Consider the following 19171-nt stretch of genomic DNA (forward strand, 5'->3'; position numbering starts at 1 on the left):
GCTCTAAGCCTGCAACGGCGTGCCCCGGTACGCCCCGGGCCGCAGCCCCGTCCAGCGCCGGAACGCGCGATGGAACGCACCCGGCTCGGCAAAGCCAAGCTCGGCCGCGATTTCCGCCAGCGGACGGCTGGAATGGCTCAGCGCTTCGATGGCCAGGTCGCGCCGCATCTCATCCTTCAGTTGCTGGTAGGTCCCGCCCTCCTCCATCAGCCGGCGCCGTAGCGACGATGACGACATGTGCACGTCGTGCGCCAGGCGGTCGAAGGTGGGCCACTGCTCCGGCGGCTGCGAGCGCAACTGGCGCCGCACGCGCGCCATGATGCTGGTGCGGTCGGTGTATTTCACCACCACGTTGTGCGGTGCGTCGCGCAGGAAGGCCTTGAGGCTGCGCTCGTCCTGGTGCACCGGCTGGTCCAGCCAGGCCGCGTCGAACACCAGCGCCGTGGCCGGCTGGCCGAACGCCAGGTGGCGCGAGTACATCAGGCGGTACTCGGCGCTATAGGCCGGCTCCGGATAGCTGAACGCCGCCAGCAGCACGGGCACCCGCCGGCGCAGCAGCCAGCTCATCAGCCCGTGCAGCATGATCAGCATGGTCTCCTGCGCGAACACGCTCGGCGGCTGGCTTGAGGTGGCCGTGAGCACCAGCGCAGCCCGTGCGCGCTTGCCGGCGCCCGGCTCACCGCCCACGCCTTCGCGCTCCAGCCGCACGCCGATATCGTCCAGCAGCAAGCCGAAGTAACGCACCACCCTCTCCAGCCCCTGCGCCAGCGTCTTGCTGCCCACGATGGCGTGGCACAGCATGGCAAAGCTGCCGCACTTCATGCGGCGCGAGTCCTGGCCAAAGAATTCATCGTCCAGCGCGGCGGCCACCTCCATCCACAGCGCGCTATAGCTTGCCGCTGACACACGCGCCTGCGGCACCGCCAGCAGCGCGGGCACGATGCCCGCCGCCTGCAGCACCGGCTCCGGCGCGATGCCGCGCGCGCGCAAGCCCGTGATGGCGTGATGCACGAAGCAAATGGCGACACTGTGTTTTTCCATGGAAAGGCAAGGATCTGGAACGGATGGCTTGCTGGCCCAGGCTTGCCAGCAGTGGCAAACGAGTTCAGCAAGGTTGGCGGATTCTGGCATAGGAGCGCCTCGCCTGTCTTCCTACACTTGCTGCCAACACTCCCGCCCAGTGCGGGCCACCAGACCGCCAGCCTCACCCGGATCGCGTGCCCCCACGCCAATCCCGGCCCAACCCGAGCCGCCATGCACCACGAATTCAGCGAACAGCAAGCCATGATCCGCGACACCGCTCGCGCCTTCGCCAGCGAGCGCCTGGCGCCCTGCGCCGCCGAGTGGGACCGTGCCGGCCAGTTGCCGCCGGAGGTGGTGGCGGAGATGGGCGCGCTCGGGCTGCTCGGCATGATCGTGCCGGAGGAATGGGGCGGCACATATACCGACTACATCGCCTACGCGCTGGCCATCGAGGAAATCGCCGCAGGCTGCGCCGCCTGCGCCACCCTGATGAGTGTGCACAACTCGGTGGGCTGCGGCCCGATCCTGCACTACGGCACGCAGGCGCAAAAAGAGCGCTACCTGCCGCGCCTGGCCAGCGGCGAAATCATCGGCGCGTTCTGCCTGACCGAGCCGCAGGCCGGCTCGGAAGCGCACAACCTGCGCACCCGGGCGCGCGCCACGGACAATGGCTGGGTGCTGTCCGGCAGCAAGCAGTTCGTCACCAACGGCCAGCGCGCAGGCGTGGCCATCGTGTTTGCCGCCACCGAGCCGGCACAAGGCAAGCGCGGCCTGTCGGCCTTCGTGGTGCCCACCGATACGCCCGGCTTCTCGGTGCACACGCCCGAGCGCAAGATGGGCATCCGCGCCTCCGACACCTGCGCCATCACGCTGGACGACTGCCACGTGCCGCACGACGCGCTGCTCGGCGAACCCGGCGAGGGACTGCGCATTGCCCTGTCAAACCTGGAGGGCGGGCGCATCGGCATTGCCGCGCAGGCACTCGGCATCGCCCGCTCGGCCTTTGAGGCCGCCTGCCGCTACGCTGCCGAGCGCGTGCAGTTTGGCCGCCCGCTGCGCGAGCATGCGCCCATTGCCAACATGCTGGCGGACATGGCCACCGAGCTCAACGCGGCACGCCTGCTGGTGCACCGCGCCGCGCACATGCGCACGGCCGGCCAGCCCTGCCTGTCGGAAGCCTCGCAGGCCAAGCTCTATGCCTCCGAGCTGGCCGAGCGCGTGTGCTCCAAGGCGCTGCAGATCCATGGCGGCTACGGCTACCTGGAAGACTACCCGGTCGAGCGCCATTACCGCGACGCCCGCATTACGCAGATCTACGAAGGCACCAGCGAGATCCAGCGCATGCTGATCGCCCGCACCCTTTGAGCTGCTTGCCCGACGACTTGCCTGACCACTTGCCCGAACACCTTCCTGTCTTGCACCACCCACACTTAGAACCGACGGAGACCACCCCATGAGTGCCCAGAACCCCAACGCCGCCGTGCCCACCGTCAAGCTGTTGATCAACGGCGAGTGGGTGGAGTCCGCTGCCACCGAATTCCGCCCCGTGGTCAATCCGGCCACCCAGCAGGTGCTGGCGCAGGTGCCGCTGGCCACCGCGGCCGAGGTCAATGCCGCCGTGGGCGCCGCGCACCGCGCCTTTGCCACGTGGCGCCACACGCCGCTGGGCGCGCGCCTGCGCATCATGCTCAAGTACCAGGCGCTGATCCGCGAGCACAGCAAGCGCATCGCCGCCATCCTCACCGCCGAGCAAGGCAAGACCCTGGCCGACGCCGAAGGCGACATCTTCCGGGGGCTTGAGGTCGTGGAACACGCGTGCTCGATCGGCACCCTGCAGCAAGGCGGCTTTGCCGAGAACGTGGCCGCCACTGTCGACACATACACCCTGCAGCAGCCGATTGGCGTGTGCGCCGGCATCACGCCGTTCAACTTCCCGGCCATGATCCCGCTGTGGATGTTCCCCATGGCGATCGTGTGCGGCAACACCTTCGTGCTCAAGCCATCGGAGCAAGACCCGCTATCCACCATGGAACTGGTCAAGCTGGCCATCGAGGCCGGCGTGCCCGCCGGCGTGCTCAACGTGGTCCATGGCGCGCGCGAGGTGGTGGACGCGCTGTGCACGCACCCGGACATCAAGGCGGTTTCCTTCGTCGGCTCCACCGCCGTGGGCACCCATGTCTACAACCTCGCCGGCGCGCACGGCAAGCGCGTGCAATCGATGATGGGCGCCAAGAACCACGCCGTGGTGCTGCCCGACGCGCACCGCGAGCACACGCTCAACGCGCTGGCCGGCGCAGCCTTCGGCGCGGCCGGCCAGCGCTGCATGGCGACGTCGGTAGCCGTGCTGGTGGGCGCCGCGCGCGAATGGCTGCCCGAACTGGTGGAAAAGGCCGCCACGCTCAAGGTCGGCGCCGGCAACGAGCCTGGCACCGACGTATGCCCGGTAGTATCCATCGCCGCCAAGCAGCGCGTGCTCGGCCTGATCGAAGCCGGCGAACGCGAAGGCGCCACGCTGGCGCTCGATGGCCGCAACGTGCAGGTAGCCGGCTACCCCGAAGGCAATTTCATCGGCCCGACCGTGTTTGCCGATGTCACCACCGAGATGTCCATCTACACGCAGGAGATCTTCGGCCCGGTGCTGGTAGTGATCGGCGTCGACACGCTGGACGAAGCCATCGCCCTGGTCAACCGCAACCCCTTCGGCAACGGCACCGGCGTATTCACGCAAAGCGGCGCGGCCGCCCGCAAGTTCCAGAGCGAGATCGACGTCGGCCAGGTCGGCATCAACATCCCCATCCCGGTACCCGTGCCCTACTTCAGCTTTACCGGCTCACGCGGCTCCAAGCTCGGCGACCTCGGCCCCTATGGCAAGCAAGTGGTGCAGTTCTACACGCAGACGAAGACCGTCACGGCAAGGTGGTTTGACGACGCAACGGTAAATGACGGGGTGAATACGACGATCAGCCTGCGCTGATTGGCAAGCATCGGCTTCGGCCAGCGCCCGCCCTCTCCCCCGGCCCCTCTCCCACAAGTGGGAGAGGGGAGCCAACCAGCAGGAGAGTCAGAGCACCGATTTGGTGTAGCCATGCGCGATGCGAAGCGAGCCGCCAAGGTTTACCTAGGCCGTATGGGGCGCCTCGGGATTCGGCGAAAAGAGCGGAAAAGAGGGACCCATGTCTGAGTATCGCCTTAAGGCGATGCGAGTTTGGGTCCCGGCCGCTCTTTTCGTCGAAGCCCGAGGGGTAGTCGCCCCATCCGGCGCGCCTTCTTTGCCTACTTTCTTGGCAAGACAAGAAAGTAGGTCGCCGCCCCGCAGGGGTGGTGAAACTGCAGTTGAAGTTCAGCAGTTTCAGTTAAGCAGTTCCAGTCGCCACAACCACCAAACACCAAGAGTAAGGACCCAACATGCACATAGCCTTCATCGGCCTAGGCAACATGGGCGCCCCCATGGCCCGCAACCTGCTCAAGGCAGGCCACACCCTGACCGTCTTCGACCTCAACCCCACCGCCCTGTCAGCCCTGCAAGCCGACGGCGCAGCCGTAGCCCCCTCCGCCCGCAAGGCCACCGCCGAAGCCGACTTCGTCATCACCATGCTGCCGGCCGCCGCTCACGTCCGCGCCACCTACCTCGGCCCGGAAGGCGTCCTTGCCGGCGTACGGCCCGGCGTACCGCTAGTGGACTCCAGCACCATCGACCCGGCCACCATCCGCGCACTGGCCGTCGAGGCCAAGCAGCAAGGCAACCCGATCGCCGACGCCCCCGTCTCCGGCGGCACCGGCGGCGCGCGGGCCGGTACGCTGACGTTCATGGTCGGCGCCGAACCAACCCTGTTCGAACAACTGAAACCTGTGCTGTCCGGCATGGGCCGCAACATCGTCCATTGCGGCGACACCGGCACCGGACAGGTCGCCAAGATCTGCAACAACCTGATCCTCGGCATTTCCATGATCGGCGTGTCGGAAGCGATGGCGCTCGGCGTCAAGCTGGGCATCGACGCCGGCGTGCTGGCCGGGATCGTCAACACCTCCACCGGCCGCTGCTGGGCCGCCGACACCTGCAACCCCTACCCGGGCGTGATCGAGACCGCGCCGGCCTCGCGCGGCTACAGCGGCGGCTTTGGCGCGGACCTGATGCTCAAGGACCTGGGCCTGGCCACGGATGCCGCTCGCAGCGTGCGGCAACCGCTGTTCCTCGGGGCACTGGCCCAGCAGATCTACCAGGCGGTGAGCCAGGCCGGCGACGGACAGCTCGACTTCTCGGGCGTGATCCGCCAGTACCTGGCCCAAGAGGAGCGGCAAGCATGATCGAGCACGTCATCGACGGACATATCGCCCGCCTCACCCTCAAGCGCCCGCCCGCCAATGCGTTCAACGCCGAGGGGCTGGCACAGTTGCAGCAACTGGTGGCCACGCTGAATGCGGACACGCGCGTGCGCGCCATCGTGATCACCGGCGACGGCAGCCGCTTCTTCAGCGCCGGCGCCGACCTCAATGGCTTTGCCGACGGCGATCGCGCCCATGCGCGGCTGATGGCGCAACGCTTCGGTGCCGCCTTTGAGGCGCTGCAAAACGCACGCCCCCTGGTGATCGCGGCGATCAACGGCTATGCCATGGGCGGCGGGCTGGAATGCGCGCTGGCCTGCGACGTGCGCATTGCCGAGGAACAGGCCCAGATGGCGCTGCCGGAAGCCGGCGTCGGCCTGCTGCCGTGTGGCTGCGGCACGCAAACCCTGCCCTGCCTGGTGGGCGAGGGCTGGGCCAAGCGCATGATCCTGGCCAACGAGCGCATCGATGCCGCCACCGCGCTGCGCATCGGGCTGGTGGAAGAGATGGTGCCCACGGGCCAGGCGCTGGACGCGGCGCTGCGGCTGGCCGAGCGCGCCAGCAATGTGAGCCCGCGCGCGGCTGCCTACAGCAAGCAGCTGGTGCACCTGGCGCGCCAGGGCGTGCCGCGCGGCCCGGCGCTGGCGCTGGAGCGCGAGCGCTTTGTCGACCTGTTCGACGACGAGGACCAGCGCGAAGGCGTCAACGCCTTCCTGCAAAAACGTGCGCCGCAATGGCGCAATGCCTAGGAGCCGCGCCATGCGCCTGAACCCGAACGATGCCGCCCAGGAACGCCCCGCAGCCGCGCCGAGCGCCGAAGACGAGGTGTGCTTCGTCGAGATCAACGGCATCGGCCTGATCACGCTCAACCGGCCGCGCCAGCTGAACGCCTTGTCCTACCCGATGATCGGCCTGCTCGATGCGCAGCTTGCCGCCTGGGCCGCGCGCGACGACATCGCTGCGGTGGTGCTGCGCGGCGCGGGCCCCAAGGCGTTCTGCGCCGGCGGCGACATCCGCGCGCTGTACGACAGCTTCCACGCGGGTACGGCGCTGCATCGCCAGTTCTTCGTGCACGAGTACCAGCTCGACTATCGCCTGCACTGCTACCCCAAGCCGGTCGTGGCGCTGATGGACGGCATTGTCATGGGCGGCGGCATGGGCCTGGCGCAGGCCGCGCACCTGCGCGTGGTCACCGAGCGCTCGCGCGTGGCCATGCCGGAGACCGGCATCGGCCTGGTGCCCGATGTGGGCGCGAGCCATTTCTTGTCGAAGCTGCCGCCGGCGCTGGCGCTCTATGTCGGGCTGACGGGCGTGACGCTTGGCGCTGCCGATACGCTGCTGTGCAAGCTGGCCGACATCGCCGTGCCTGCCGCAAGCCTGGAGCACTTCGAGCAGACGCTGGCAGCCATCAACCGGACAGGCAACGTGCTGGCGGACCTGCGCGCCGCGCTGCAGGCAACGCCTGTCGCCAGCGCGCCCGCGGCGCCGCTGCAGTCAGTGCTGCCTGCCGTGCTGCGGCATTTCCGGGCAGACGCCAGCGTGGCCGGCCTGCTCGAGAGCCTGGCCGCCGAATCCGACCCGGCCTATGCCGACTGGGCCGCGCGCACACTTGAGATCCTGCGCGGGCGATCGCCGCTGATGATAGCGGTCACGCAGGAATTGCTGCTGCGCGGCCGCGACCTGGATCTTGCCGATTGTTTCCGCATGGAGCTCGGCGTGGTGTCGCACGCATTCACGCAGGGCGATTTCATCGAAGGGGTGCGCGCGCTGATCGTCGACAAGGACAATGCGCCGCGCTGGCGCGTGAAGGATGCGAGCGAAGTCAGCAAGGCCATGGTGCAGTCGTTCTTCGACAGCGCATGGCCGCGTGAGCCCCACCCGCTGGCCATGCTTGGCCGATCAGGGCATGCCTGATGGTTGCACGCCGGCATGGCGCCGGCGTGTGGTCACGTGCATGCGGATACGGAAAAACTACGCACTCAGTCCTTGGGCTTCGGCGCGTGGCCGTGCGGCTGGTGCTCGTCCACCGGCACCTTCACCAGCCCATCCGCGCGGAACATCGCCTTGATGCCGCGCACCGCCTGCCGGATACGCGCCTCGTTCTCGATCAGCGCGAAGCGCACGTACTCGTCACCGTAATCGCCAAAGCCGATGCCGGGTGAGACGCAGACTTTGGCCTTGGCCAGCAGTTGCTTGGAGAACTCCAGCGAGCCCAGCGCGCGATACGGTTCGGGGATGCGCGCCCAGATATACATCGATGCCTTGGGAATCTCCACCGGCCAGCCGGATTCGATCAGCCCGCGCGCCAGCACGTCGCGGCGTGTCTGGTAGTGCGCGGCGATCTCCTTGACGCATTGCTGGTCGCCTTCCAGCGCGGCGATGGCGGCCACCTGCAGCGGGGTGAACGTGCCGTAGTCGTGATAGCTCTTCATGCGCGTGAGCGCGGCCACCAGATCCGGGTTGCCTACCATGAAGCCGATGCGCCAGCCCGCCATGTTGTAGCTCTTGGACAGCGTGAAGAACTCCACGGCAATGTCTTTCGCCCCTTCCACCTGCATGATCGACGGCGCCTTCCAGCCATCGAACACGATGTCGGCATAGGCCAGGTCGTGCACCACGAAGATATCGTGCTTGCGCGCCAGCGCGATCACGCGCTCGAAGAAGTCCAGCTCCACGCATTGCGCGGTGGGATTCGACGGAAAGCCCAGCACGATCATCTTCGGCTTGGGATAGCTGCCGCGAATGGCGCGTTCCATCTCGGCGAAGAAGTCCACGCCCGGCACCAGGGGCACGGAACGGATATCGGCTCCGGCAATCACCGCGCCATAGATATGGATGGGATAACTCGGGTCCGGCACCAGCACGGTGTCGCCGCGATCGAGCGTGGCCAGCATCAGGTGGGCCAGCCCTTCCTTGGAGCCGATGGTGACAATGGCCTCGGTGTCCGGATCGATCTCGACGTCGTAGCGCTCGCGATACCAGTGCGAGATGGCGCGGCGCAGTCGCGGGATGCCCTTGGAGGCGGAGTAACCGTGGGTATCGGGGCGTTGTGCGGCTTCGGTCAGCTTGGCAACGATATGCGGCGGCGTGGCGCCGTCCGGGTTGCCCATGCTCATGTCGATGATGTCTTCGCCACGGCGGCGCGCCGCCATTTTCAACTCGGCGGTGATATTGAAGACGTACGGGGGAAGACGATCGATACGCGCGAAGCGGCGCTTGCCTGCGGAGGCTGACATGGATTTTCCTTGAACGTAAGCGCCCGGAACCGTCCGAGCGACGCTGCCAGCCGTTGGTGCGGCTGACCGGAAAGATCTTAGCGGCGAATACCGGCCGCGTCTACGGCTTTTGCAAGCTGGGCGGCGGCACCGCTACGCACCGGGCACGCCGGCCGTGCGGATCAGGGCATCGATCTCGCTTTCGTTCCACACGCGCACGCCGGCCTCGGCCAGCAACGCCGCGGCCACGCCCTGGCCCGGGCGCAGCACGCCGCCAAACGAGCCATCGTAGTGCTCGTGATTGCCGCATGAGGGGCTCAAGGCCTTGAGCAGCGCGTGCCCGCATTGACGCTGCCGGGCGATGGCCAGCGCGTCGCGGGCGCCTGCCACGAACGGCGCGGTCACGTCGGCACCGGTGGCATCGCGCACGATGGCCGCGCCGGCCAGCACCTGCGCGCCGCTGCCGCCGACGATCTCCGCTGGCGGGCGCGGCGTCGGCAAGCCCCCCATGGACTCCGGGCAGACCGGAATCAGTTCGAAATGCCGCGCCAACATGGCCAGCGTGGCGTCGGGCTGGGCCTTGGCCTGGCCGTCATAGCGCACGGGCTGGCCTAGCAGGCAGGCGCTGACGAGAAGGGGCGGCGGGGCGAGAGATGTTTGCGGCATGGCGATGCGCGAGAGAAGGTGTCGGACAGTGTTGAACAGTATTGAACAGTGTTGAAGGGCGGGATGGTCGATGCATCCGGCGCCGGACTTACTGCAACGCGTCCTCGCCGACCTTGCGGACCACCGCATCGTCGGGCCCAAGCAACCGGCCATCCTCGGCACGCACCTCGAGCGGCCGCACGGGCTTGCCAGCCTTGCTGTCCACCAGCACGGAATGCGGCTCGCCAGGGGCATAGAAGAACGCTTCGCCCCACTGCCGCAAGCCCACCACCACCGGGAACAGCGCGCGCCCTTTCGGCGTCAGCACGTATTCCTGGTAGGCGCTGCCGTCGGAGGCCGGCACCTGTTCCAGGATGCCGTGCGCCAGCAACGTGCGCAGCCGGCCGGCAAGGATGTTCTTCGCAAGGCCAAGGCTGCGCTGGAACTCGCCAAAGCGCCGCAAGCCATCGAAGGCATCGCGCACGATCAGCAGCGACCACCAGTCGCCGATCACATCGAGCGAGCGGGCCACGGGACATGCGGCGCCTTCCAGGCTGGTTCGCCGGACCATAGTGCAACTCCGTTTCACTCGCCAGATGCGGCGCGCCGCGGAATGCGGCGCCAAAATGGCGAGGCGGTTGCATTGTAAAACCAGTTGATCCGGCCTTCAAGGCTTGCACTGCCCCCAGCATGCGCCGCTCAGTCGTCGATGTTCTCGTGCACGGCGGCGGCACCGGCCTTCCAGTAGCTGGCCGCGCGGATGCGGCCCTTCTCGATGCCGCGCTCGCCCACCAGGTACTGACGCACGGCGCGAATCGACGCGGCCTCGCCAGCCGCCCAGACATAGCCTTCGCCGCGCGGCAACGTGACCTCGCGCAAGGCTTGTTCCAGCAGCCCGGCGGCGCTATCTGCCGGTGCGCTGTCGCGGTGCTGCCAGTGGATCTCCACGTCGGCGCGGCTGGGCAGCGGGATTTCGGCGGCAGCGTTGTCCACCGCCAGCACCACCAGCGCGCGTACGCCGGACGGCAGTTCCTCGAGGCGGCGGCCGATGGCAGGCAGCGCGGTTTCGTCGCCTACCAGCAAGTGCCAGTCGAAGCCCTCGGGAATCACGAACGACCCACGCGGGCCGCCCACGCCCAGATACTGGCCGGGCGCAGCCTGCGCGGCCCAGGTGGAGGCGGGGCCATCGCCATGCAGCACGAACTCGATATCGAGCTCGCCGGCGGCGGCATCGTAACGGCGCGGCGTGTAGTCGCGCGCGGCGGGCTTCGGCTGGCCTTCGGGAAACACAGGGCCATTGGGGCCAAGCTCCGGCAGCGCGGGCTTGCTTTGCCCCGGCGCGGGGAGGAACACCTTGATGTGGTCGTCGAAAGACGCGGAGACAAAGCCCTTCAGGTCTTCGCCAGCCAGCGTCACGCGCAGCAGTTGCGGCGACACCGCCTGGGTACGCACCACTTGCAGCAAGCGCATCTTGAGTTCATGGCGAACGCGTTGCACGGTGAGATCGCGAGTAGTCATGGATTTCCTGGTTGGCGGGAATGAGGGGAATGAGGAATACGGAATGTGGAGTGTCGGGATGCGGGTCAGCACTAGGCACCCTGGCCGCCCTGGCCGGCGTTGATCTCGGCGGTTGCCCGCGCCAGGATGGCGGCGATGCGGCGCTGCTCGTCCGGCGTGGCATCGGTGCGCAGCAGCAGCGCCCGCTTGAGCGCCACGCGCGCCTCGACGAACTCGGGCAGCCAGCCGCCCGCGGCTTCACGCTCGTCGGCGGCTACGCCCGCCGCACCCGGCTCGGCGGCTTCGCCCGACAGCGCGCGCCGCACCCACTCCATCTTGCGCGCCACGTGCTTGAGCTTGTTGAGCATCAGGGCCAGCCGCTCACGGTTGGCGTCGAGATGGGCCAGGCCCGGCCCCGCCAGCTGATAGCGCTTTTTGTTGCCCTCGGTGTCCACCGTAGCGTAGCCAAGTTCTTCGAGGAAGGTCAGGGCCGGATAGACCATGCCCGGGCTGGGCTTGTAGAAGCCGTTGGTGCGGGCCTCCAGCGCCTTGATCAGCTCATAGCCATGGCTGGGCTTTTCTTCCAGCAAGGACAGCAGCATGAGTTGAAGATCATCCGAGCTGAACTTGCGGCCACGCCGCCAGCTATCGCCGTCGCCGTCGAAGCCATCGCCGCCGCCACCAAAGAAGCCGCCGGGGCCACCGCCGTGGTGGTGGCGGCCAATGGCTTGGCGGCCATGGCGCTCGCCGTGGTGCGAGGAATGGGACGAAAAGTGGGACGAAAAGTGGGAAGACAGATGGGCAAGCATGTGATGGCTAAGCCTGCCCAGAATGGGGTGGTGACGCATCGTCGCAGCTCCTACGTATCGAAAAACATATCTTACGATATATATCGTACGTAAGGATGTCAAGGCGAGATTTGCAGGCGAGACCGGGGGAATCGCAGACGGCCGGCCGCGTCATAGCGACAAATCCAGATCCTGCCTTCCGACTCGATGCGTCGGCGACCGCTGGGTTGTCGGACGCGATCACATCGGCAGGCAGGCAAAAGAATCGCCGCATCACGTTCCACGGGCAGGTGTCAGTGATGCTGGCTTCACTGCTCTCCTCCAGGCTCGTGACCAGAGGCGTTTTGGGCCCTCGATGGGCTGGTCTATTCGCGATACTGATCGAATGCCATGCACGCTAGACGTGGTAACGCCATTTTCCCTAGCCATCGGCCAAGCAGGTAACTCCCTCCATAAGCTCGCCTATCGCAGCGCGTGGCACAAAGTGCCACTGGCCGAATTCGGCATCGAACAACGCGAACTGGTTACATGGGATTCTCAGTTCTTGGTTCAGGGGCCTTTGACGTGCCAATGAAGCCTACTCGCGCCTTGTCTTTCTTAGTTTCCAGCCCGGATTTCTGCCAGCGCCTTCTCCAGCATCTTCAGATCCGGCGGGTTCTTCTGTCCCCCCTTGGAACCTAACCATCTATGCACGGGATTTTTGGGGCCACTGCTGAGTCGGTTGCCTTCCTCCGTTATCTGGCTTGCCATGATCTGCCGTTTAACCACCTGACCTTGCTCGTCGGTGACGCGACATGTAAGCAGACCCTCGGTCTCCATAAACTTGAACAACGCCTCCATACCCGTTCTCACGGTCTCGGCTAGGTCAGGGACGTTGGCGTACGCCGCCACCAACTCATCAATGTCCCAGACCGAATAATCCTTTGCCATCATTCAATACTCTCCATTTTCGACATACCGTTGACGGGCGTGTCGGGTGTTGGCCGGCACCTGCACGACTGCCCGTTGGTCCCGGTGGCCAGGAACGCGGCTTCGACCAGCGTTTCGTCCAGCCGCGCCAGCGGCACGAGCATGTGCGTCGTGGAACCAAAGATCTCCCATTGTTCACTAAGAGCCAATCCGAGAAAGATCTGGGTAGCGTGAGTCCCAATTCAGCCTCAGCAGCACGGATAGCATCTATTGATGTTCCAATTGCGCGCGCTTTAGACATCGCTCCTCACCTACGGAAGTGCGCCCGGTTTCGGCAGACTAAGCTCTCCCGTACCAGGAGAACCGGAGCTTGGCATTTTTGCAGACCAGCATCATTCTCGAACCAGGGACGGTGTGCAAGCTCGTATCCAGGCGGCGCCTTGATGTTGGCTTGTTTACCAGAATCCTTGACACCGCCGACAGCTCGGCGGCACTCGCCGCGCGGGCACCTCGAGGAAATAGGATTGCTGACCGCCCTTGCCGGTCGATTCGTTTGCCATGTCTGGGCCGCAGTGCGCGGCAATGGTAAAGGTGAGGGGCCCGCGAGCGACAACACGTCAACCAACGCAAACACGGGGTAGCGGGTCAGGCCACCGAAGAATGTTCGCCATTCACATCGGACAAGTCCGAAATCGCACCACTTTTAACAAGAATTTTGCATTGTGTAGCGCAATGTGGGCAGCAGATGCGTGCGCCATGGACCAAGAAGCGGGGCCCGTCCCAGCCCCGACCCGGTTCGCCCTTTTGGGCGGGGCTGTATGTCCAACGCTACTTGCCAGCCTTCACCGTGCTATAGCTCGCCATCAGGTTGCGATAGTCGGGAATGTGATTGGCAAACAGCGTGCCCAACCCTTCGATATCGTTGCGCCAGTCGCGGTGCAGTTCGCAGGCCACGCCGAACCAGCTCAGCATCTGCGCCCCGGCTTGCTCCATGCGGGCCCATGCGGCGTTGCGGGTGATCTCGTTGAAGGTGCCCGATGCATCCGTGACCACAAATACGTCGTAGCCTTCGGCCATCGCCGACAATGCCGGGAAAGCCACGCAGACTTCGGTCACCACGCCCGCGATGATCAACTGCTTGCGCCCGGTGGCCTTGACCGCCTTGGTGAAATCCTCGTTGTCCCAGGCATTGATCTGGCCGGGGCGCGCAATGTAGGGTGCATCGGGAAAGGTCTGCTTGAGCTCCTGCACCAGCGGCCCGTTCGGGCCATCTTCGAAGCTGGTGGTGAGGACGGTGGGCAGGTTGAAATACTTGGCCAGATCCGCCAGCGCGAGCACATTGTTCTTGAACTTGTCCGGCTCGATATCGCGGACCAGCGATAGCAGGCCGGCCTGGTGATCGACCAGGAGGACGGCGGCCTGGCTCTTGTCCAGGCGCTTGTAGGGGGTTGCCATGAGAATCTCCTTTCATTAACTCACGATTTGCGATTGACGTCGAATGGGTTAGCGTCCGACGCTGACTACGCCGCTTCGATCTGCCCGAAGCGGCCGCTGCGAAAATCCTGCAGCGCTTGCTTGATCTCTTCCTCGGTGTTCATCACGAACGGCCCGTAGGTCGCCACCGGCTCGTCGATGGCGTCGCCATGCAGCACCAGCACCAGCGCGTCGCTTGTGGCCGCCAGCGCGAATCCGGCGCCCGCGCGATCGAGCAGCACCATCTGCCCGGCTTGGGCGGCCTCGCTGCCGTTGACCAGCACATTGCCGCGCAGCACCACCAGTGCCACGGTGCGCCCCTCGGGAGCAGGCAGGTCCACGTCCGCGCCGTGGCGCAGTTGTACGTCCCATACGTCCATTGGCGTGAAGGTGTGTGCCGGCCCGCGTGCGCTTTCGCCTGTGCCCCGATACTCGCCCGCAATCACGCGCACCTGGCCGGCGCCGCCGGGCAACTGCACCGACGGGATCTGCGCCGACACGATGGTCTGGTAGCCGGGCGCGGCCATCTTGTCGCTGGCGCGCAAGTTCACCCACAATTGCACCATTTCCAGCGTGCCGCCGGTGCGGGTGAAGGCCTCCGAGTGGAACTCCTCATGCAGGATGCCGGACGCTGCCGTCATCCATTGCACGTCGCCGGGGCCGATGCGCCCGCCCTGCCCCGTGGAATCGCGATGCTCCAACTCGCCCTGGTAGACGATGGTCACCGTCTCGAAGCCGCGGTGCGGATGCTCGCCCACGCCGCGCCGCCGGGCGGCAGGCGAGAACTCAGCCGGGCCCGCATGGTCGAGCATCAGGAAGGGGCTCAGGTGACTGCCAAGGCTTTGCTGCGAGAACAGCGTGCGCACGGGAAAGCCGTCGCCCACCCAATGGGCATGCGGGGCACGGTAGGTGCCGCTGATCTTCTTCATGGGAACTCCTGAACGGTGGCGGGCAGGCTTTGCCCCTGACGAAGACCAGCTTAGGCCTGCGGCAGGAACGCCGGTAGCCTCCATGCGCTATCCTCAGTGTCCTATTGATAGGACGATGACCCGATGCATCCCGACCTCAACGACCTTTTCTACTTTGCCCAGGTGGTGGACCATCAGGGCTTTGCGCCGGCAAGCCGTGCGTTGGGCATCCCTAAGTCCAAGCTGAGCCGCCGCGTGGGCGAACTCGAAGAACGCCTGGGCACGCGCCTTATCCAGCGCTCGACGCGGCATTTCTCCGTGACCGAGATCGGGCAGAGCTACTACACGCACTGCAAGGCCATGCTGGTGGAGGCCGATGCCGCGCAGCAGGCCATCGACCTGACGCACTCGGAGCCCCAGGGCATCGTGCGGGTGACCTGCCCGGTGGCGCTGCTGCACGCGCGGATCGGCGCCATGATCGCTGAATTCATGGCGGCCTACCCAAAGGTCATCGTGCATCTCGAGGCGACCAACCGCCGCGTGGACGTGATTGCCGAGCGCATCGACGTGGCGATCCGGGTGCGGGTGCCGCCTTTGAGCGACAGCGACCTGGTGATGCGCACGCTGGCCACCCGCGCGTGGTGCCTGCTGGCCAGCCCCGCGCTGCTGGCGGGCCGCACCATGCCCGCCGTGCCGGCCGACGTGGCCGAGCTGCCCACGCTGGACTGGGGCCCGCCGCAGCCCACGCATAGCTGGCGGCTGCAGGGGCCGGAGGGCGCCAGCGTGGAAATCCGCCATAGCCCGCGGCTGGTCACCGACGACATGCTGGCCCTGCGCCTGGCCGCACTGGCCGGGGTGGGCGCGGTGGCGCTGCCGAGCATGGTGGTGGAGGACGAGTTGAAACTAGGCCAGCTGGTCATGCTGGTGCCAGAGTGGCGGCCAAAGGGCGGCGTCATTCATGCCGTGTACCCTTCGCGCCGGGGCCTGCTGCCTGCGGTGCGTGCTCTAATCGACTTTCTTGCCCTGCGCTTCGAGGCGCTTGTGGAGGCGTAGGCAAAGCGCTGGCGGGCAAGCCGACACATCGCTAGCCACACCACTGCCCAACCACCTTTTGCAGCACAACCACGGGCCAAAAAAGAAAACACTCAATTGCCCTGCCCGCAGTCATGATCGAACATGGAAAACGCGCGGTTGGATGGTGCAGCCAGCGCCATTGCATGAGGCACCGCCGATCACCCGAGGAACAGGCCATGCGACTGCAACGCCTAGCCGTTGGTCTTTTGCTATGTGCCACTGGGTCCACGCAAGCCCAGGCGCAGAAGCCCATCGTGTACCCCGCCAAAGGCAGACCCCGACCCAGCAAGCCCAGCATCGCCGGCACCAGCATGGGCTCGCTGGTGGGTGCCGCGTACGCCACCGGCATGGCACCGAAGGAGATGGCGCAACTGGTCGGCGGCTTGTCGACCGAGAAGCTGTTCAAGGAGCGTGCGCCCCGGCAGGAGTCTGGCGATTCGCCGCAAGCTCGACGACCATACCAACCTGTTCACCCCGGAAATCGGGGTCAGCGGGAATGGCTTGCTGCTGCCAAAGGGCATCGTGTCGGGGATTTTCGCGGGGATGCCTTTTTCAACCTGAACGCCAGCTACCGCCGCACGTGGATCAATTCGCTCGGCGCCGAGTGGCGCACCGATGCGCAAGTCGGCCAGACCAGCCGGCTTGTCAGCGCGCCTTACGACTTCGGCGCCGACGTCACCACAATCGAGATGACCTCGCGATAGACGAGCTTGGCAAGGCGGCCCGCCTTGAGCTTGCCCAGGTCGATGTTGGGGTCCTGGACTTTCACCGTGCGCAGCGTCTCGCGCGGACCACGGAAGGTCACGGTACGGTGCTTCGCATCGACCTTGGTGATCTCCGCCGTCACCGTGGTTGTGATCTCGCGCGCAAAGCCAGGCTTGTCGCCCTCGCCAGCGCGCGCGGTGCGCTCCACCGACTCCGCCAGCGGCATGTCCTTGCTATCGACCGGCTCCAGCGTGGTGACCACGGCCGCCGCGCGGGTCAGCGTGACCAAGTCGCCCTTCTTGATCTGCTTGAAATTCTTGACTTCGTCGCCACCGATCAGCTCGGCGACATTGCCGCGCGGGCCTTGCACCAGCACCGCCTTCGATTCCGGATCGATCGAAACGATGCGCCCGGAGATCACGGTTTCCTCCGCCACGCCGACGGGGCCCGGCGGCGCGGCGTGGACGAGCGGTGCGAATAGCATGGCCGCGCCAAGGCTCAGCGCGTGCAGGGAACGGGGAATCAACCGACGATTTGGCATGGCTGTCCTGACAAGTGAAAAAGCGTGGATACGAAGTAACTTGGAGGCCGCCGGGGCACGCGGCACGCAGCGGTACTTCGGAGTTGAACATAGCGCGCAATGGCGCCACGCGGCATGCCTGTTGAAAGATTTCATATCGGACGGGGTAGAAGGTGAAATCAGCCGAAAGTGCCGCCTGACTCACCCATTCCGGATATCGCGCTCGCCACAAGGCTTAATTCACACGGCGAGAACTGCAGGACGAAACCCGTGCCATTGCGAGGGATGCCTATATCTATGCATTCCCGATGATCGAGAACTACAACACAAAACTGCAGCACCATGGCCAAGCCTGCGGGCCAAGCGAGGCGGCGATGAATGGCACGTGGAAGCTGCCACCGTTGACACCCGCCACGGACTGACCTACCCCTCTCCATGCGTCGATGGACGCTTCACCATGCGTGATCGCTCAGGTTTTCCTCAGGTGCTCAATTCAACCAGGATCTGCTCAGCGAGATAATCGCAGGGAGGTCGCGCGGACCGGGAACTGCGGGCGAGGACGATTTCGAGTTCGGCCAGTGGTGGCAAGCCGTCGCTCTGGGATAGCTGAACAAGATGCCCGGGTACGCTGCATCTCGCCAGGGGGGCCACCGCAAGCCCCGCTTCGACCATGCTGACAAGGCCCAGCAGGCTCGGGCTTTCGTAGGACATGCGGTATTTTATGTTCTCCCGCTGCAGCGCACTGATGGCATTAGCGCGCGCCGTGCTGCCATGGGCGAAAACGGCGATGGGCAGCGGGCGCTCGTTCCACACTTTCCTCACGGCCGACCCGACCCAGACCATCGGCTCGAACCGGATGAATTCGCCGGCGATGCCCTTGGCTTTAGTCAGGCAGGCCAGGTCGAGCGTGTTGTCCTTGAGCAATGGCACGAGCGCACTGCTAGGCATGCCGATCACCCGGATTTCCACTCGCGGGTGCGCCACCGCGAACTGTCTGAGGACCGACGGCAGCAACGATGAGGCGTAGTCGTCAGGCACGCCGATGGTGACGCGCCCCTTCATCTCCGGGCGCACGATCGACGCCCACGCCTCCTCCCGCATCGCGAGCATGCGACGGCCATAGTCCAGCAGCGTCTTTCCCTCGGCGGTAATCGTCACGTGCCGCGTGGTCCGCACAAACAGCGGCTTCCCAAGCGACTCCTCAAGCGCCTTGATCTGCATGCTCACCGCCGACGCGGACCGGTGTACGGTCTCTGCCCCCCGCGCAAACGAGCCGGTGTCGGCGACCGCCACCACCATCTCAATGACGTCCAGATCAAGCTTTTTCATATTAATCAGAAAATCTGAATAAAAACGTCAGTTTAACCCGTTTTACTCGGCCACTCACCAAGTGGATACTGCGGTCAATGTCCACTGGGGAACCCCGAAAATGCACGGTGCGGAATCGATCTACGGATTTTTAGCGGTTGGGGGCATGCTAGCCGTGACGCCGGGCCCGAACATGGTCTACGTGATGTCACGCTCCATTGCGCAAGGACGCAAGGCCGGGCTCGTGTCCCTCGCTGGCGTCATGCTCGGATACCTTTTCTATATGTTTGGCGCGGCGTTTGGCATCACGGCATTTTTCCTGAGCGTGCCCTACGCCAGCAGCATCCTGGGCACGGTGGGCGCTGCCTATCTGTTCTATCTGGCATGGCAGGCCGTGAAGCCTGGTGGCCGCTCCCCGCTCGAAGTCCGCGACCTGCCGCACGAACGCCCCCGACGGCTGTTCGCGATGGGCGCCACCACCAGCCTGTTGAATCCCAAGCTGGCGATGACCTTCCTGTCAGTTCTGCCGCAGTTCATCAACTATCGGAACGGCAACGTCCTCGAGCAATCGCTCGTGCTCGGGTCCTCGTTGATTGTCGCGTTCGCCACCGTCAACGGCGCCGTGGCAATCTGCTCTGGCAGCATGGCAACCCTCCTGTCCCGCCGGCCGGGACTCCTGCTGGCCCAGCGCTGGGCCATGGGCGCGGTTCTGCTTGTGCTGGGCGCGAACATGATGCTCGACGCCCGAAGACTGGCGGGAATTGGCTGACTGTTGCGGTTGCC

The 19171-nt window shown here is 65.7% G+C and carries 20 protein-coding genes and 1 pseudogene; 8 read left to right on the forward strand and 13 right to left on the reverse strand.

Features of this window, described 5'->3' with window-relative positions; translation table 11 throughout:
- Positions 1–3 precede the first annotated feature (3 nt).
- Positions 4–1041, reverse strand: coding sequence for an AraC family transcriptional regulator (locus AC1Q7Q_RS04225; RefSeq protein ID WP_492370887.1), 1038 nt, complete (start codon positions 1039–1041; stop codon positions 4–6).
- A 213-nt stretch (positions 1042–1254) separates the two neighbouring features.
- On the opposite strand from AC1Q7Q_RS04225, the gene AC1Q7Q_RS04230 reads away from it, so the two are divergent.
- From AC1Q7Q_RS04230 to AC1Q7Q_RS04250, 5 genes are all read left to right on the forward strand, one after another.
- The gene (locus AC1Q7Q_RS04230; RefSeq protein WP_150985556.1) at positions 1255–2388 is read left to right on the forward strand and encodes an acyl-CoA dehydrogenase family protein; all 1134 of its coding nucleotides are present in this window, start codon (positions 1255–1257) and stop codon (positions 2386–2388) included.
- Between the two features lie 88 nt (positions 2389–2476).
- Complete coding sequence (locus tag AC1Q7Q_RS04235) at positions 2477–3997, forward strand: CoA-acylating methylmalonate-semialdehyde dehydrogenase (protein ID WP_492370888.1); 1521 nt, start codon at positions 2477–2479, stop codon at positions 3995–3997.
- Positions 3998–4428: 431 nt separating this feature from the next.
- Positions 4429–5328, forward strand: a complete 900-nt coding sequence (mmsB, locus tag AC1Q7Q_RS04240; RefSeq protein ID WP_492371959.1) for a 3-hydroxyisobutyrate dehydrogenase — start codon at positions 4429–4431, stop codon at positions 5326–5328.
- The gene (locus AC1Q7Q_RS04245) at positions 5325–6095 is read left to right on the forward strand and encodes an enoyl-CoA hydratase (protein ID WP_492371960.1); all 771 of its coding nucleotides are present in this window, start codon (positions 5325–5327) and stop codon (positions 6093–6095) included. Before mmsB ends, AC1Q7Q_RS04245 begins: the two co-directional genes overlap by 4 nt.
- A 10-nt stretch (positions 6096–6105) precedes the next feature.
- Positions 6106–7260, forward strand: coding sequence for an enoyl-CoA hydratase/isomerase family protein (locus AC1Q7Q_RS04250; protein ID WP_492371961.1), 1155 nt, complete (start codon positions 6106–6108; stop codon positions 7258–7260).
- Between the two features lie 65 nt (positions 7261–7325).
- Here the strand turns inward: AC1Q7Q_RS04250 and alaC are convergent, their stop codons facing one another.
- The 10 genes from alaC to AC1Q7Q_RS04300 form a co-directional block, all read right to left on the reverse strand.
- Positions 7326–8582, reverse strand: coding sequence for an alanine transaminase (alaC, locus tag AC1Q7Q_RS04255; protein ID WP_150985560.1), 1257 nt, complete (start codon positions 8580–8582; stop codon positions 7326–7328).
- A gap of 132 nt (positions 8583–8714) precedes the next feature.
- Positions 8715–9227 (reverse strand): 2-thiouracil desulfurase family protein, encoded by a 513-nt coding sequence (locus tag AC1Q7Q_RS04260; RefSeq protein ID WP_492371962.1) that lies wholly within the window; start codon positions 9225–9227, stop codon positions 8715–8717.
- 88 nt (positions 9228–9315) lie between these two features.
- On the reverse strand, positions 9316–9777 hold the full coding sequence (locus AC1Q7Q_RS04265) for a winged helix-turn-helix transcriptional regulator (protein WP_492371963.1): 462 nt from the start codon (positions 9775–9777) through the stop codon (positions 9316–9318).
- A gap of 128 nt (positions 9778–9905) precedes the next feature.
- Positions 9906–10724, reverse strand: coding sequence for a siderophore-interacting protein (locus AC1Q7Q_RS04270; protein WP_492371964.1), 819 nt, complete (start codon positions 10722–10724; stop codon positions 9906–9908).
- Positions 10725–10795: 71 nt separating this feature from the next.
- Positions 10796–11551 (reverse strand): PadR family transcriptional regulator, encoded by a 756-nt coding sequence (locus AC1Q7Q_RS04275; RefSeq protein ID WP_492371965.1) that lies wholly within the window; start codon positions 11549–11551, stop codon positions 10796–10798.
- A gap of 537 nt (positions 11552–12088) precedes the next feature.
- Positions 12089–12424 carry a hypothetical protein gene (locus AC1Q7Q_RS04280; RefSeq protein WP_492371966.1) on the reverse strand — a complete coding sequence of 112 codons (336 nt, stop codon included), beginning with the start codon at positions 12422–12424 and terminating at the stop codon, positions 12089–12091.
- Positions 12421–12564 carry a hypothetical protein gene (locus tag AC1Q7Q_RS04285; RefSeq protein WP_492387131.1) on the reverse strand — a complete coding sequence of 48 codons (144 nt, stop codon included), beginning with the start codon at positions 12562–12564 and terminating at the stop codon, positions 12421–12423. Before AC1Q7Q_RS04285 ends, AC1Q7Q_RS04280 begins: the two co-directional genes overlap by 4 nt.
- Positions 12565–12707: 143 nt before the next feature.
- Positions 12708–13034 carry a polymorphic toxin type 8 domain-containing protein gene (locus AC1Q7Q_RS04290; protein ID WP_492371967.1) on the reverse strand — a complete coding sequence of 109 codons (327 nt, stop codon included), beginning with the start codon at positions 13032–13034 and terminating at the stop codon, positions 12708–12710.
- A 194-nt stretch (positions 13035–13228) separates the two neighbouring features.
- Entirely contained in the window at positions 13229–13855 is a 627-nt protein-coding gene (gene ycaC, locus AC1Q7Q_RS04295) for an isochorismate family cysteine hydrolase YcaC (RefSeq protein ID WP_492371968.1), read from the reverse strand.
- Positions 13856–13920: 65 nt separating this feature from the next.
- Positions 13921–14802: a pirin family protein gene (locus AC1Q7Q_RS04300; RefSeq protein ID WP_492371969.1), complete on the reverse strand. Its 882-nt coding sequence runs from the start codon at positions 14800–14802 to the stop codon at positions 13921–13923.
- 123 nt (positions 14803–14925) lie between these two features.
- Here AC1Q7Q_RS04300 and AC1Q7Q_RS04305 point away from each other — a divergent pair, with 123 nt between their 5' ends.
- Together AC1Q7Q_RS04305 and AC1Q7Q_RS04310 are read left to right on the forward strand one after the other, a co-directional pair.
- Positions 14926–15834 (forward strand): LysR family transcriptional regulator, encoded by a 909-nt coding sequence (locus AC1Q7Q_RS04305; protein ID WP_492371970.1) that lies wholly within the window; start codon positions 14926–14928, stop codon positions 15832–15834.
- A 317-nt stretch (positions 15835–16151) separates the two neighbouring features.
- Positions 16152–16389: pseudogene (locus AC1Q7Q_RS04310) on the forward strand (patatin-like phospholipase family protein); the annotation flags it as partial.
- A 121-nt stretch (positions 16390–16510) separates the two neighbouring features.
- Here the strand turns inward: AC1Q7Q_RS04310 and AC1Q7Q_RS04315 are convergent.
- Positions 16511–17044, reverse strand: coding sequence for a hypothetical protein (locus AC1Q7Q_RS04315; RefSeq protein WP_492372073.1), 534 nt, complete (start codon positions 17042–17044; stop codon positions 16511–16513).
- A 516-nt stretch (positions 17045–17560) separates the two neighbouring features.
- Positions 17561–18409 (reverse strand): LysR substrate-binding domain-containing protein, encoded by an 849-nt coding sequence (locus tag AC1Q7Q_RS04320; RefSeq protein WP_492371971.1) that lies wholly within the window; start codon positions 18407–18409, stop codon positions 17561–17563.
- Positions 18410–18509: 100 nt separating this feature from the next.
- On the opposite strand from AC1Q7Q_RS04320, the gene AC1Q7Q_RS04325 reads away from it, so the two are divergent.
- Positions 18510–19157, forward strand: coding sequence for a LysE family translocator (locus AC1Q7Q_RS04325; protein ID WP_492372074.1), 648 nt, complete (start codon positions 18510–18512; stop codon positions 19155–19157).
- The last annotated feature ends 14 nt before the right edge of the window (positions 19158–19171 follow it).

Source organism: Cupriavidus sp. GW823-FHT07A04, assembly GCF_058794615.1.